This is a genomic window from Bordetella sp. BOR01 (assembly GCF_019218885.1).
GTDB lineage: Bacteria > Pseudomonadota > Gammaproteobacteria > Burkholderiales > Burkholderiaceae_B > Bordetella_A.
The window spans coordinates 776053-790395 of the sequence record NZ_JAHUWT010000002.1 but is presented as its reverse complement, the minus strand read 5'-3'; the positions used below and the strand labels follow the sequence as shown (position 1 = coordinate 790395).

Annotated in this window: 13 protein-coding genes; 6 read left to right on the top strand and 7 right to left on the bottom strand. The window is 64.4% G+C overall.

Annotated elements, in window-relative coordinates:
* Nucleotides 1-13: 13 nt before the first annotated feature.
* The 7 genes from KW845_RS11480 to fabG all read right to left on the bottom strand — a co-directional run bounded on the left by KW845_RS11480 (nt 14) and on the right by fabG (nt 7338).
* Entirely contained in the window at nt 14-1144 is a 1131-nt protein-coding gene (locus KW845_RS11480) for a CaiB/BaiF CoA-transferase family protein (protein ID WP_218369343.1), read from the bottom strand.
* A 26-nt stretch (nt 1145-1170) separates the two neighbouring features.
* Nucleotides 1171-1908 carry an IclR family transcriptional regulator gene (locus KW845_RS11475; protein ID WP_218369342.1) on the bottom strand — a complete coding sequence of 246 codons (738 nt, stop codon included), beginning with the start codon at nt 1906-1908 and terminating at the stop codon, nt 1171-1173.
* 65 nt (nt 1909-1973) lie between these two features.
* Entirely contained in the window at nt 1974-3149 is a 1176-nt protein-coding gene (locus tag KW845_RS11470) for an acyl-CoA dehydrogenase family protein (protein WP_255592557.1), read from the bottom strand.
* Nucleotides 3146-3913, bottom strand: a complete 768-nt coding sequence (locus tag KW845_RS11465) for a citryl-CoA lyase (protein ID WP_218369341.1) — start codon at nt 3911-3913, stop codon at nt 3146-3148. Before KW845_RS11465 ends, KW845_RS11470 begins: the two co-directional genes overlap by 4 nt.
* Nucleotides 3910-6069 carry an acetate--CoA ligase family protein gene (locus tag KW845_RS11460; protein WP_218369340.1) on the bottom strand — a complete coding sequence of 720 codons (2160 nt, stop codon included), beginning with the start codon at nt 6067-6069 and terminating at the stop codon, nt 3910-3912. The genes KW845_RS11465 and KW845_RS11460 overlap by 4 nt, the downstream gene beginning before the upstream one ends.
* Nucleotides 6066-6542, bottom strand: a complete 477-nt coding sequence (locus KW845_RS11455) for a MaoC/PaaZ C-terminal domain-containing protein (protein WP_218369339.1) — start codon at nt 6540-6542, stop codon at nt 6066-6068. Before KW845_RS11455 ends, KW845_RS11460 begins: the two co-directional genes overlap by 4 nt.
* Before the next feature lie 43 nt (nt 6543-6585).
* On the bottom strand, nt 6586-7338 hold the full coding sequence (gene fabG, locus KW845_RS11450) for a 3-oxoacyl-ACP reductase FabG (protein ID WP_218369338.1): 753 nt from the start codon (nt 7336-7338) through the stop codon (nt 6586-6588).
* A gap of 202 nt (nt 7339-7540) precedes the next feature.
* Here fabG and KW845_RS11445 point away from each other — a divergent pair, with 202 nt between their 5' ends.
* The 6 genes from KW845_RS11445 to KW845_RS11420 are packed head-to-tail and all read left to right on the top strand — an operon-like array spanning nt 7541 to nt 14343.
* Nucleotides 7541-8506: a tripartite tricarboxylate transporter substrate binding protein gene (locus tag KW845_RS11445; RefSeq protein ID WP_218369337.1), complete on the top strand. Its 966-nt coding sequence runs from the start codon at nt 7541-7543 to the stop codon at nt 8504-8506.
* Between the two features lie 25 nt (nt 8507-8531).
* Entirely contained in the window at nt 8532-9515 is a 984-nt protein-coding gene (locus KW845_RS11440) for a tripartite tricarboxylate transporter substrate binding protein (protein ID WP_255592556.1), read from the top strand.
* Between the two features lie 45 nt (nt 9516-9560).
* Nucleotides 9561-10418, top strand: coding sequence for a MaoC family dehydratase (locus KW845_RS11435; RefSeq protein WP_218369336.1), 858 nt, complete (start codon nt 9561-9563; stop codon nt 10416-10418).
* 19 nt (nt 10419-10437) lie between these two features.
* Nucleotides 10438-11979, top strand: a complete 1542-nt coding sequence (locus KW845_RS11430) for an acyl-CoA synthetase (RefSeq protein ID WP_218369335.1) — start codon at nt 10438-10440, stop codon at nt 11977-11979.
* Between the two features lie 20 nt (nt 11980-11999).
* Complete coding sequence (locus tag KW845_RS11425) at nt 12000-13151, top strand: acyl-CoA dehydrogenase family protein (RefSeq protein ID WP_218369334.1); 1152 nt, start codon at nt 12000-12002, stop codon at nt 13149-13151.
* A 34-nt stretch (nt 13152-13185) separates the two neighbouring features.
* Nucleotides 13186-14343: an acetyl-CoA acetyltransferase gene (locus KW845_RS11420; protein ID WP_218369333.1), complete on the top strand. Its 1158-nt coding sequence runs from the start codon at nt 13186-13188 to the stop codon at nt 14341-14343.

Here is a 14343-nt window from a genome sequence, read left to right as displayed (position 1 = left end):
GCTTGCCGTGCATTCAGGCAATCGTGCCCGATTGCCGAAGGCGGACGATATCTTCGGCGGATCGGCCCAACTCGGCCAGCAATGCCTCGGTGTGCTGCCCAGGCTGGGAAATCGGCCCCGGCACGCCCTGCGTGCGGCTAAAGCGCGGCGCGGGCGCGGGATGCGTAATGCCGTCGGTTTGCACAAAGCCGTTCCTGGCGCGGTAATGCGGGTGGGCGCGGGCTTCGTCGAAGTCAAGCACAGGAGCGAAGCAGGCGTCCGTGCCTTCAAGCAACTCGCACCATTCGTCGCGCGTTTTCCCGGCGAACAACTTTTCCAGCTTGGCTCGCAGTTCCGGCCATTGCGCGCGGTCCCATTGCGCCTGGAAATCGGGATCGCGGATATCGCATAGCTGAAGAAGCAGCGCATAGAACTGCGGCTCGATAGCGCCGATGGAAACGAATTTGCCGTCGGCGCAGGCATAGCAACCATAGAATGGCGCGCCGCCGTCGAGCATATTCTCTTGGCGGCGCAGGCTCCATTTGCCGTTGGCCAGCATCCCGTGATAGGCCGTGGCCAGGGCGGAAACGCCGTCGCAGATGGCGGCGTCGACCACTTGCCCCCTGCCGCTCTGGCGGGCCTCGAACACGGCAGACACGACTCCCAGCGCCAGCATCATCCCCCCGCCGCCCAAGTCGCCCAGCAAATGCAAGGGTGGCGCGGGCGGCCGGTCGGCATGCCCCATGGCGTGCAATGCGCCCGTCACGGCGATGTAATTCAGGTCGTGGCCAGCCGCATGAGCCAGCGGCCCGGCCTGCCCCCAGCCTGTCATGCGCCCGTAGACCAGCCGGGGATTGCGCCCCAGGCAGACCTCGGGCCCCAGGCCCAGCTTTTCCATGACACCGGGACGAAAGCCCTCGATCAGCACGTCGGCAGAATCGGCCAGGTCCAACACGATGTCGGTTGCGCCCGGCTGCTTGATATCCAGCGCAATAGACCGGCGCCCCCGGTCCACAATGGTTCCGCCGCCCCCCAGGAAGCCGGCGGCCTTGCGATCGACGCGGATCACTTCCGCCCCCAGGTCGGCAAGCATCATGGCGCAAAACGGGCCTGGCCCTATTCCTGCCAATTCCAATACCCGCAATCCGTTCAATGGTCCCGGCATGTTTCCCTCTGGATGATCGATGGTTGTCAGGACTCGAAAAACTCGACCCTGGCCTTGAGCAGGATCTCGACATTGGCATCGAAGTTCTTCTCCATGCGCGAGGTCGGCCCCACCAGCGACATCGCGGTCAGCTGCCCGCCCACTCTTCCGGCAATGCCGATCGCGAAGACGCCTTCGTTGCCTTCGTCTCTGGTGTAGAAGTACTTCTTGTCGCGCGCCTGCAGGATCTGTTCGCGCAGTACGGCCTTGTCGACGATGCTCTTGCCGGTTACGGGCGTCATGGCAAGGCTATCGATGAGCGCGTCGCGTGCCTTGTCATCGAGGCTGCCCAGCAAGGCCTTGCCCAAAGCCGACGTGTGCACGTCTACGATGGTGCCGGGCTTGAGCACGTATCGCAATGCCCGCGGGCTTTCCTGGCACGCGAATATCTGCACGCGATTGCCGTCCAGGTGCGCGCACATCGACGACTCGCCCGATTGCCGGCTGAGAATCTCGAGCGCCTCGGAAGCGAATATCTGCATGGGGTCGGCTGCGGCGATGTCCTTGGCCACATCGAGCAGCCGCGCCGTGGGGTGGAAGAATCGGGTCTTGGGCGCCCGCAGCAGATAGCCGGCTTGCCGAAGCGTATAAAGCAGGTCGGAACAACTGCTGTCCGCCAGCCCGAGCAAGCGGGCCATCTCGGAATTGCTCAATGGCCGCCGCTCTCTGGCGTAGGCCTCGAACACCTGGAGCACACGTTGCGCGGTCGGAAGAATCTGGGGCATAGATATCGAGTGGTTGGCGGGTGAAATTCACAGTTCGGATAGCGGCATGCCTGGACTGCCCTTGGCTACTTCAAGGCCGAGACGCCCAGCACCGCCTGTGCAATCAATAGCGACTGGATCTGGTTCGTGCCTTCCGCAATGCTCAGGTGGCGTGCGTCGCGATAATAACGCTCGACCGGGAACAGGGCCGTGTAGCCCGCGCCGCCGTGCACCTGCATCGATAACTCGGCCACCCGCAAGACGGCATCGGTGGCGTAGCGCTTGGCCATCGAGCACAACATCTGGCTATCCGCAGCATTCTGGTCGAGCGCGCAAGCAGCCCGATAGCAGATCAGGCGGGAAGTCTCCACCAGCGTCAGCATGTCTGCAATCATATGCTGCACCAGCTGGAAACTGGCGATCGGCTTGCCGAACTGGACGCGTTCGCCGGCATAGCGCACCGCGGCCTCGCAGGCGGCCTCGGCAATGCCCAGCGCCGAGAACGCCACCACGCAGCGGCCGATGTTCAGGTACTTCTTGGCCAGCGAGAACCCGGCGCCTTCCTGGCCGACAAGATTGCCGCGCGGGATATCCACCTCGTCAAACAGCAGTTCTCCCAGCGGGCAGCTGTGCATACCCATCTTGGGGATAGGGCTGGCCGAGAATCCCGGCATGTCCCGCTCGAACAGCAGGCACGATACCTGCCGCTTGCCAGCCTCGCCGGTGCGCACGAACACCACCCCCAGTTCGCACACCGGCCCCAGGCTGATATAGAGCTTGCGGCCACTGACTTTCCAACCCTTGGCGGTGGCGGTGGCGCGCGTCTCGATATTCGCGGCGTCCGAGCCGATGTTGGGTTCGCTGAGCGCGAAACTGGCGATGGCCTCGCCGCTGAGGATGCGGGGCAGATATTTATCTTTCAGGGCGGGCGAACCGCCATCGGCAAGCACCGAGGCGGCCAGGTTGCTGGTGCTGACGATACTGCGCAACGACGGCCATACCCGGGCGACTTCGGCGATCAGCATGCCGTAGGTGGTCATGGGCAGCGCGAATCCCCCACTGGCCTCGGGCAGCAAGCCACCCAGCAGCCCGAAGTCGCGCATGGCGCGAACGATCTCGCCGGGCACCATGCGCGACTCGGCTTCATACGTATCGACAATGGGAGCGACCTCGGTACGCAGATAGCGGCGCAGGGCATCCTGCAATTCGACCTGGTCGGGCGACAACAAGAAATTCATCGGCATCTCGCGCACGGTGCTCATTTGCCGGTCTGCTCCGCATCCAGCACCAGCTTCCACATATTGGGCGCCACGGGGGTGTTTGCCTCTTCGATAATGTGCGCGATCAGGCCTGCGGTGCGGCCCACCAGCGCCAGCCCGCGCGCGGCCTTGGGGTCCAGCCCCATCTCGGCGGCAATGGCACCCATCGCGCCGGCGCCGTTGATCGGCAGGAGCTTGCCGAAGGCGGCCTGATTGACGCCGGCAATGGCATCGAGCAGCTTCCAGTGCCTGCCGTAGTAGCCGTTATCGCGCGACACGGTGCGCAGCGCCTGGACACGCGGGTCGCCATCGACATGAATGGGATGCCCCACCCCGGCGATGCGCTTTTTCTGCGCCGCATAACGGGTCAGCAGGTCGCGTGCCCGCGCCTCGAACTGGTCTGGCGGACTGTCGTCTGCCAGGCCATGGGTTTCATCGGACAGCATCTGCGCCACGTTCTGGGTGACGCCCAGGTATCTGTCGCCCGCCCCCAGCAAGCCCGCGGCCACCGCTCCCTGCAGCGACTCGGGGGCCCCCAGGAAAGTCAGGCGGCCCGCCATCGAGATGGGCGTGAACCCATGGTCGCAGGAAGTCACCAGGATGACGTTCATCATGCGCTTGAAGCGCGGCTCGGGATATCGCCCAAGAATGCACAGGCAGGCCATGTCGACAAAATCGGCGTTGGGAATGATCTCGGTCGACAGGTTCTGGCCACGCACGAAGATGTCTTGCGTGGTGGCGTACCCGATGGTCGTGCGGATGGTCATACGGTGGATTCCTTTGCGGTGGCAATGGGTTGTTCAACGCTGGCCGAAGTCGCGATCAGCGCATCCAGCGGCACAGCACCCTGGCCGGCCGGCCCTACCCATACCGGGTTGAGTTCCAGTTCAAGCAGCGTATCGGCATGGCTTTCGGCGAATGCGGACACCTTCAGGATCAGGTCTTCCAGCGCCGAAAGATCGCCGGGCGGCTGCCCCCGCACGCCTTGCAGGATCGCGGCATTGCGGATTTCGCGTATCAGGTCGTGCGCATCCTGCCGCTGCAGCGGGATCAGCCGGTGGGCCGCATCGCGCAGGGTTTCCACGAAGATGCCACCCAGCCCGAACGTCAAGACCAGGCCGAACGCAGTGTCTCGGTGCACGCCCACCAGGACCTCATGCCCGCCGGCAGGCAGCATGGCCTCTACCAGCACGCCATCGATGCGGGCATGGGGAGCGGCCTGCTGCACCGCGGCGCGAATACTGTCGAACGCCGCGGCGGCAGCGGCCTCGGAATTGATGTCCAGGCGCACTCCGCCGCACTCGGTCTTGTGGGCAATGTCGGGGCTGACGATCTTCATGACCACCGGGAAACCCAGGCCCGCCGCGGCGGCAGCGGCCTGCCGGGCGCTGGTGGCGATCTCGTTGCGAGGCATCGGCAAGCCCGCTTGCCGCAGCAGCGCCTTGGCCTGCGCCTCGCTGGTTTGCTGCCTGCCGCAGGCGTGGCCCGCGGGAACACTTGCCCCGGCGACGGTGGGCTGGTGTGCGCTTGCCGCTGCGGATGGCTTGCCGGACGGCGGCCAGATGCGCGACAAGGCGGCGATCGCGCCTGACACCGACAAGAACGGTTGCAGCCCATGCTGCTCCAGCAACTGGAAACCGCCGCCCATGCGGCGGCTCATCCACACCGGGATGATAGGCACGGGGGCGGACTTCGATACTTCGATGATGGATTGTGCGATACCGTCGGTGACTTCGCCGTAATCCATGGGAATGGGGAACAGCACGGCGCCGACATTGGGATCATTGCAGATCACCCGCAGGCACTCGTTGGCGGCATCCTGGTCGCGCAGGATATCGGCGGTGGTATCGACCGGATTGGCGATATTGGCGAAATCGGGCAGCAGCGACTTCAGCTTGGCATTGGTCTGGTCGGTGAACACCGCCATGGGCAGGTTTGCCATGCCCGCGATATCGGTGGTCAGTGCCGCAGTGCCGCCTGAAAAGGTGTAGATGCCCAAGCCGGTGCCAGGCTTGGGCGACCCCAGCGCAAGCAGCCGGGCCACGGCCAGCAACTGGTCCAGGTCGTCGACCTCGATGGCACCGAACTGCCGGAATACCGCGCTGTTGATCGCAGCGCTGCCGGCAATCGAGGCGGTATGCGACTGCGCCGCCCGGATACCGGCCTCGGAGTGCCCAATCTTCAGCACCACGACGGGCTTGCCGCGTTGACGCGCCATTTCCAGCGCGACGGTCAGGCGGCGGCCATCTTTGATGCCTTCCATCAACAGCCCGATCACCTTGATCTGCGGGTCCTGCGCCATGCAGGCGACGAAATCGGGAATTTCCAGGTCGACCTCGTTGCCGGCGGAAAACCACAGCCCCACGCCTTCGCCATGGGCAAGGCCCTGCAGCAGATTGCGCCCCAGCCCCCCGCCCTGGGTGGCCAGCCCGATGCTGCCGGCGTTCAGGTCGTGCCTGAAAGCAGGCGAAAACGTCATGCCGACGCGATCGCGCACATTGACGAACCCCGGGCAATTGGGTCCGTAGACATGCAGGCCGGTATCGCGGCACAGCTGCGCGATGTCCTGCTCCAGGGCGCGGCCGGCCTCGCCGGCTTCGGAAAAGCCCGACGACATGACGATGGCGTAGGGAATCTTGCGCTCGGCGCATTGGCGCAGGGTATCCAGCACGCGCGTGGCGTTGACGATGACCAGCGCAACATCGATAGCGTCGTCGGGCAGTTCGCGTACCGATGGCCAACAAGGCGCATCGCCAATTTGGGTGTAAGCAGGGTTGACGGCATACACCTTGCCCTGGATACGCGAATGGTGCACCAGGTTCTCGTACAGGCGGCCGCCCTGGCTCGACGGCCGGCCGGATGCGCCCACCACCGCCACGTTGACGGGATTGATGAAGCGGGCAAGATCGGCAAAGGGTTTCATGCGGCGGCTCCGGGTTGGCGCATCAGCATGGCGAAGTCGGCCTGCACCACGACTTCGCCGCGCTGGTTTACGGCCTCGCGCCGGAACACGACTTTGACGCGCCCGGGCTTGGCATCGGCCACGCAATCGGCCACGGTGACCCGCGCGTGGACCGTGTCGCCGATGAAGGTGGGCTTGGGAAAGCGGCAATTGAGGTCGATCAGTGCCATCACGTAGGGCTCCAGCCCCCGGTATGCCACGGTCTGGGTCGTCAGGCCGGACAGCACCGACAAGACGAGCAGGCCGTGTGCAATACGCTGCCCGAAGCGCGTGGACTTCGCGTACTCGGCATCGACATGCAGGCGGTTGAAGTCACCCGACAGGCCGGCGAACTGGACAATGTCGGCTTCCGAAATCGTACGCCCGGCCGATTCGAACGAATAACCCACGTCCAGAAAGGCAGGCAGCGCGGCCTGGCTTGAGGGGGAATGCATATCGTGCTGTCTCCTGTTTTTCGTATGGATGGCCCGTGGCGCTTCAACTCGAGTAGCGCCCCCCCGTAACGTGCAAGGTTTCGCCGGTAATGAAGCCGGCGCGCTCGGACGCCAGGAACGCGATCGCATCGGCGATGTCTTGCACCGACCCCAGGCGCTGCACGGGCTGGCGGGCCAGCGCGTTGGCCCGCAGCGTTTCGTAGGTGGACAGCGCGCGGATCAGATCGGTTTCAACGAACCCTGGTGCAATGGCGTTGGCCGTGATGTTGAACTTGCCCTGTTCATAAGCAAGCGAACGCGTAAAGCCGATCAACCCCGCCTTCGCGGCCGAATAGTTGGTCTGGCCGGGGTTGCCCAGGTGCGCGCGCGAGGCGATGTTGATCACCCTGCCCCAGCGTTTTTCCATCATGGAGGGCAAGGCTGCCTTGGTGCAGTAATAGGCGCCCTTCAAGATCGTATCCACCACCGCATCCCAATCTGCCTCGGGCATTTTCGTCAGGTACTTGTCACGCGTGAAGCCCGCGTTGTTCACCAGGATGTCGATCGACCCGAATTCGCCGACCGCCTGGTCGACCAGCGCCTGCACCTGCTGTTGATCGCAGACATCGGCCACGCCGCCAATGGCCTGGTAGCCCGCCTGCTGCAATTGCGCGGTGGCCGATTCGACCCCCTGCGGATTGATATCGGTGATGACGACCCGCGCGCCTTCGCGCGCCATGGCCAATGCCGCGGCATAGCCAATGCCGCGGGCAGAACCGGTAACCAGAGCGACTTTTCCGGTGAGTTGCAAATCCATTTTTTCCCCTTGAAGGCTGAACTGCCAAGACTGTTTGGCCCTGCGGGCCCGGCGCCGGACAGCCGGCGCTTACAAATCCGATATACGGTAGAAGTATACGTATACCCGGATTTCATTGCAATTAAATTCGGCATGTCGTTATAATCTACGACATGTCGTATTTATAGGCGGCATGCACTTATAAAAACTCAGGAGGTGACAAATGTCTGTTGTGAAGTTGTTGTCTGCGGCAGCGCTCGGCCTGGCATTGGCGGGCAGCCAGGCCGCCCATGCGCAATACCCCGACAAGCCGGTCAAGGTATATGTGGGCTTCGCGCCCGGCGGCGCCACCGACCTGCTGGCGCGCTTTTATGCCGAGCAGTTGTCCCGCAAGCTGGGGCAGCCCTTCATCGTCGAGAATCGCCCAGGCGCCGGGGGCAACGTCGCCATCCAGTCGCTGGCCCAGACCAAGCCCGACGGCTACACCATTGCAATGGGCGCGAATTACATCGCATCCAATGCGGCGCTCAAGCGCAATTCCTACGATTGGGACAAAGACCTCACCCCCATTGCGCTGATCGCCTCTACCCCCAACATGCTGGTGGTGCCACCGAACTCGCCCTACAAGAGCGTGGACGACATCATCCAGGCAGCCACCAAACCGGACTCTTTCCTTACCTACGGCTCGGCGGGTGTGGGGTCGTCCATCCACTTGTCCGGCGAGCTCTTCAAGGCCATGACCGGTGCCAAGCTGACGCATGTCCCCTACAAGGGCGTATCGCCCGCCGAAGTTGCGCTGATGGGAGGCGATATCGACATGATGTTCGGCAGCGTGTCGACCGAAGTGCCGCTGGTACAGGCCGGCAAGCTGAAGATCCTGGCCGTCACCGGCCTGCAGCGCATGAAGGTGTTCCCCGATGTGCCCACCCTGGACGAAGCCGGCCTGAAAGGGTTCAACGTGGGCGCTTCATACATGCTGGTCGCGCCGGCCAAGGTACCCGATGAGGTAGTGCAGCGCCTGAGCCGGGCCGTGGCCGAAATCAACGCGGGCACCGAGGCCCCGGCCTACACAGAGCGCCTGTACGCGTCACCCATGAAGGGTGGTCCGGCAGAAACCAAGGCCTTCCTGCGCTCGGAATACGAGAAATGGAACAAGCTCGTCGCCGACAACGCCCTCAAGCTCGACTAGCCGCGCCCTGGCAAAGGAGAACGAAATGAGACATATCAAGAGGGCTGTCCTGGCCCTGGGTGTGGGTGTGGGCATGGCAGCGGCCCTGGCCGTACCGGTCTGCGCAGCCCCGGATTTCCCGTCCAAGCCGGTTCGCATCATCGCCCCGAGTTCCGCCGGCGGCATTCTCGACCTGACCAGCCGGCTAGTGGGCGAGAAATTGTCGCGGCAACTGGACATACCGGTGGTCATCGAGAACATGCCCGGCGGCGGCGGCATCATCGGCATGCAGGGCATGCTCAATGCCGCCCCCGACGGCCATACCCTGGTCATGGGCAGCCTGGGCCCGAACGCGGCCAATTATTCGCTGTACAGCAAGCTGCCATACAAGATGGAAGACTTCGCGCCCGTCATCAGCGTCATCTCGATGCCAAGCGTGCTGGTGGTCAACCCCGCGCTGCCCGTGAAGGACCTGGCCACGCTGCAGTCGTACGCCAAATCAAAGAACGGCGACATCGCGATGGCCATTTCCACCATGGGCGCGTCCAGCCACCTGATCGGCGAGGTCCTGAAAAGAGAACTGGACATCTCGGCGATCAACGTGGTCTACAAGGGCGCGGCGCCCGCCATTACCGACCTGGTGGGCGGACAGGTCGACTTCATGGTGGACAACATGATCACGGCCAAGCCCATGATCGAGGCCGGCCGGCTGCGGGCACTCGCGGTGTTCAGCGAGGCGCGCAGCCCGCTGATGCCAGATGTGCCTACCGTGGCCGAACTGGGCTATCCCCAGCTTGCAGGCGGCACCTGGCTGGGCCTGTTCGTGTCGGCCAAGACGGCGCCGGACCAGGTCCAACGCCTGAACGAAGAACTGAACAAAGTGCTGGCCGATCCCGGCGTGCGCCAGGCGCTGATCAAGCAGGGCGGCAACCCCGTCGGCGGCACCAGCCAGGAATTCGACCGCTTCGTGCGCAGCGAGACCGAACGCTGGCGCGAGGTCATCCAGGCCGCCGACATCAAAGTGCAATAACGGCAGCCCGCGCCGGCCTGGCGCGGGCGACTGACGAGGATCACGATGGCCATACAGTACGAACGTTTGCGGAACTGGCATTTCGATGACCGGACCGACCACTACAGCACGCGCGACAGCATCCTGTACGCCCTGACGCTGGGCTATGGTGCCCAGCCCACCGATGCAGAAGACTTGCGCTTCGTGCACGAACAGGACACCCTGGCCGTGCCCACCCGGCTGGCGGTGGTAGGCGCGCCAGGCGCCTGGGCAAGCGACCCCGACACCGGCATAGACTGGGTGCGCCTGCTGCACGGCGAGCACCGCATGACCTTCCACGCGCCGGTACCCGCGCAAGCGGCGATAACCAGCAAGACGCGGGTCACCCATGTGGTCGACAAGGGGGCCGCCAAGGGGGCCCTGGTGGTCACGACCCGGGATATTTCCGATGCAGGCAGCGGACGGCCGCTGGCGACCGTCGAGCATGTGTCGTTCTGCCGGGCCGACGGCGGATTCGGGAAGGGCGATGAGCCGCTGCCCCCCCTGCCCGCCGTACCGGCCGGGCCGCCTCGCCACACTGTACTGGTACCCAGCCTGCCCCAGGCGGCGCTGCTGTACCGGCTTAACGGCGACTTGAACCCGATCCATGCACTGCCCGCCATGGCAGCCAAGGCGGGTTTCGACCGGCCTATCCTGCATGGCTTGTGCACCTACGGCATGGCGGCCCGGGCCTTGGTCAAGGCCTGCTGCCCGACCGCCCCATCCAGGATGCGCAGCTTTTCCGTGCGGTTCTCGGCGCCCATGTACCCCGGCGAAACCCTGCGGGTGGAAACCTGGCACGACGCGACGGCGGTGCATTTCCGTGCGGTGGCGCATGAGCGCGGCGCAGAGGTGCTCAGCAACGGCATCGCCACCATCGATTGAACTTCCAGGAGGGGCCAGCATGACTGCAATCGAGCGCCATGCGATCGACACACCCGATCGCATCGCCTACCGCATGATCCCGTCGGGCTATGCCGCGACCTGGGCCGAACTGGAAAGGCGCACACGCCAGTGTGCCGCCGCCCTGCTCGCCGCGGGGCTGAAGACCGGCGACTCGATCGCGGTATTCCTGGAAAACCATCCCTACTACTTCGAGATCCTGTGCGCCGCCCATCGCATCGGGCTGTACTACGTGACGGTCAGCCGCCACCTCAAGCGCGACGAAGTGCAATACATCGTGGACGACTCCGGCGCCAAGGTGCTGTTCTGCTCGCGCCAGACCCTGCAGGAAGTCTCGTACGATGCGTTTCGCCAACGCGGCACCACCTGCGTAATCATGGACGACGAGCGCGACGGGTTCGAATCCTATCCAAGCTGGATAGGCCGTTTTCCTGCCGACACGCCGCTGCCCGCCCTTCCCGAGGGAACGGACTTCTGCTATTCGTCGGGCACCACGGGCGTACCCAAGGGGATCAAGCGTCCGCTGGAAACGGCCAACGGTTTTTTCCGGGCCGACACCTCGGCCCGCAGCGCCTGGAAGGCATTCGACCGGGACACCGTCTATCTTTCGACGGCGCCCTACTATCACACCGCGCCGGTACGATGGAACATGGCCGTGCTGCGCGCCGGCGGCACGTGCGTCATGATGGAAAAATTCGATGCCGAACAGGCATTGCAGGCAATCCAGGATTACCGCATCACCCATTCGCAATGGGTGCCGACCATGTTCATCCGGCTGCTGCGCCTGCCCGAGGCACAGCGCAGCGCCTGCGACCTGAGTTCGCTGCGCTACGCCGTGCATGCCGCCGCGCCCTGCCCGGCCGAGATCAAAGAGGCCATGATCGCCTGGTGGGGCCCGATCCTGTATGAATACTACAGCGGCACCGAACTGGTGGGCCGTACCTCGCTGGACTCGCACGAATGGCTGCAGCATCGAGGCTCGGTAGGCATCCCCGAGTTCGGCAAGGTGCACATCGTGGGCGACAACGGCCAAGAACTCGGGCCACGGCAGGTGGGCGTCATCTACTTTTCCGGTGGCGGCAGTTTCCAGTACCACAACGACCCCGAGAAAACCCGTAGCGCCTACAACGAACGCGGCTGGGCCACTTATGGCGACGTAGGCTACCTGGACGAGGACGGTTTCCTGTACTTGACCGACCGCTTGTCCAACACCATCGTGTCGGGCGGCGTGAATATCTATCCCCAGGAAGCGGAGAACCGCCTGGCCCTGCATCCGGCCGTACAGGACGCCGCCGTGATCGGCGTACCCAACGAAGAATTCGGCGAAGAGGTCAAGGCCGTCGTGCAACTGGTCGACCCGCATGCGGCCAGCGAGGCGCTGGCCGACGAACTGATTGCCTTCTGCCGCGCACACCTATCGCACATCAAATGCCCGCGCAGTGTCGACTTCGTGGCCGACATGCCGCGCACCGAATCGGGCAAGCTGCTCAAGCGCCTGGTCAAGCAGCGGTATTGGCCGCAGAACGTCGGCATTGCCCATTGAATCAACCACCAGGAACAGCCATGGCAAATTCCGGCGCCAGCGTGCGGCAGGGGTTCAGCGCTGAACACGAAGAGTTTCGCAAGACGATAGCCCGCTTCATTCGCGACGAAGTCGCCCCCGGGCATGCGCAATGGGAGGCAGAAGGCCACGTCCCGCGCGACCTGTGGCGCAAGGCCGGCAAGGTGGGCATGCTGCTGACCAACATCCCCGATGAGTACGGCGGCGCAGGAGGCGATTTCCTGCACACCGTGGTGGTGCTGGAAGAAATCGCCACCTCGCTGGCCAGCGGTATCACCGGCTTTACCACGCATTCCGATATCGTGGCGCCCTATCTGCTGAACTTCGGCACCGAGGCGCAGAAACAGGCGTCCCTGCCCGGCATGGCACGGGGCGATATTGTCGGGTCGATTGCCATGACCGAGCCCGGCGCCGGCAGCGACCTGAAAGCCATACGTACCACCGCGGCCAAGACCGCGCATGGCTACCTGATCAATGGCCAGAAAACGTTCATCACGAACGGCCTGCATGCCGACCGGGTCATGATCGTGGCCAAGACCGACCCCGGCGCCGGGGCACGGGGCATCAGCCTGTTCTGGACCGACACCGCCACGCCGGGGTTCAAGCGCGGACGCCTGTTGGACAAGGTTGGCCAGAAGGCCCAGGACACCTGTGAACTGTTCTTCCAGGACATGGAGGTTCCTGGCGACGCGCTGGTAGGAGAACCGGGCCAGGGGTTCGGCTACTTGATGAAAGAGCTGGTGCGCGAGCGCCTGATGATCGCCGTGCGCTGCGCCGCCGCGCTCGAGGCGGCGCTCGAGTGGACGATCGACTACACCAAGGAAAGGCGCGCCTTCGACAAGGCCTTGATCGACAACCAGCACATCCGCTTCAAGCTGGCCGACATCAAGGCGCTCGCGGCGGCTACGCGCGCCTTCGTCGACAGCTGCATCGCGCGCTACATGGACGGCACGCTGGACGCGGCAGGTGCGGCCATGGCCAAGCTGTGGGCCACCGAGGCAACCCGTTCGATCGACGACCTGCTGCAGTTCTACGGCGGCTACGGGTACATGCGCGAATACCCCATCGGCCGCGCCTACACCGACGTGCGGCCCAACCGCATCTACGGCGGCTCGTCGGAGATCATGCGCGAGCTGATTGCCCGGTCGCTGTGACAGATAACGAACCAGACAAGAAGGGAAGCAATACATGCCTGATCATTTATCCGGATCCATTGCCATTGTGGGCGCTGCCGAATCCGACCTGGGCAAGGTGCCCGGCCTGAGTGCGCTGGAACTGCAGGGGCAGGCCGCCCAGCGTGCGCTGGCCGACGCCGGCCTGGCCCTGGCCGAGGTCGATGGCGTGTTCGCGCATACCGATGACCGCTTCTCGGGCCTGCAAGTCGCCGAATACCTGGGCATCCGCCCCCGCTACGTAGATTCGACCAATGTGGGCGGCATGTCGAACGTGCTGCACATCCGCCACGCGATGGCCGCCATCGCGGCGGGCATGTGCGATGTGGCGCTGATCACCTATGGCAGCACCCAGCTGTCGGATGGATCGCGCAAGCTGGGGGTCGCCGCGGAAGACATGCGCAGTCCGCGCGGGCAATTCATTACCCCGTACGGCCAACTGAGCCCCATCGGCTACTACGCCATGGTCGCCCGGCTGCATATGCACCGCTACGGCACCACCCCGCAGGCGCTGGCCGAAGTAGCCGTCGCGGCGCGCCAATGGGCCAGGCTCAATCCCAAGGCATACAAGCGCGATCCGCTGTCCATCGACGATGTGCTGGCCTCGGCCTACATCGCCGAGCCGCTGCGCCAGCGCGACTGCTGCCTGGTTACCGATGCCGGCGGCGCACTGGTTGTCACCGCGGCAGACCGTGCGCGCGACCTGGCTCGCCCGCCGGTCTATGTAAAAGGAATCGCCGAGGCGTTCTCGCACCATTACACACCGTTCAACACCACCGACTGGCTGGATACACGCGTGGCGCAAACGGCCGAACAGGCACTTGCCATGGCCGAGGTGTCTCGCGGCGATATCGACGTGGTGCAAATCTACGACCACTTCACCATTGGTGTCATCCAGTCGCTGGAAGAGCTGGGGTTCTGCCGGCGCGGCGAAGGCGGCGATTTCGTCGCGGGCGGCCGGCTGGGGCCCGGCGGCGGCTTTCCCATCAATACGTCGGGCGGCGGGCTTTCGTACAACCACCCTGGCATGTTCGGCATGCTGCTCGTCATCGAGGCGGTGAAGCAGTTGCGCGGTGAATGCGGCGAGCGCCAGATTCCCGAGGCCAGGCTGGCCATGGTGCATGCGCCCGGCCTGGTGTTCTCCGCCAATACCACCATGATTCTCGGAGTGTAA

Coding starts and splice junctions, on each gene's coding strand:
- KW845_RS11480 (WP_218369343.1), bottom strand. CDS start 1,144: ATGCCGGGACCATTGAACGGATTGCGGGTATTGGAATTGGCAGGAATA.
- KW845_RS11475 (WP_218369342.1), bottom strand. CDS start 1,908: ATGCCCCAGATTCTTCCGACCGCGCAACGTGTGCTCCAGGTGTTCGAG.
- KW845_RS11470 (WP_255592557.1), bottom strand. CDS start 3,149: ATGAGCACCGTGCGCGAGATGCCGATGAATTTCTTGTTGTCGCCCGAC.
- KW845_RS11465 (WP_218369341.1), bottom strand. CDS start 3,913: ATGACCATCCGCACGACCATCGGGTACGCCACCACGCAAGACATCTTC.
- KW845_RS11460 (WP_218369340.1), bottom strand. CDS start 6,069: ATGAAACCCTTTGCCGATCTTGCCCGCTTCATCAATCCCGTCAACGTG.
- KW845_RS11455 (WP_218369339.1), bottom strand. CDS start 6,542: ATGCATTCCCCCTCAAGCCAGGCCGCGCTGCCTGCCTTTCTGGACGTG.
- fabG (WP_218369338.1), bottom strand. CDS start 7,338: ATGGATTTGCAACTCACCGGAAAAGTCGCTCTGGTTACCGGTTCTGCC.
- KW845_RS11445 (WP_218369337.1), top strand. CDS start 7,541: ATGTCTGTTGTGAAGTTGTTGTCTGCGGCAGCGCTCGGCCTGGCATTG.
- KW845_RS11440 (WP_255592556.1), top strand. CDS start 8,532: ATGAGACATATCAAGAGGGCTGTCCTGGCCCTGGGTGTGGGTGTGGGC.
- KW845_RS11435 (WP_218369336.1), top strand. CDS start 9,561: ATGGCCATACAGTACGAACGTTTGCGGAACTGGCATTTCGATGACCGG.
- KW845_RS11430 (WP_218369335.1), top strand. CDS start 10,438: ATGACTGCAATCGAGCGCCATGCGATCGACACACCCGATCGCATCGCC.
- KW845_RS11425 (WP_218369334.1), top strand. CDS start 12,000: ATGGCAAATTCCGGCGCCAGCGTGCGGCAGGGGTTCAGCGCTGAACAC.
- KW845_RS11420 (WP_218369333.1), top strand. CDS start 13,186: ATGCCTGATCATTTATCCGGATCCATTGCCATTGTGGGCGCTGCCGAA.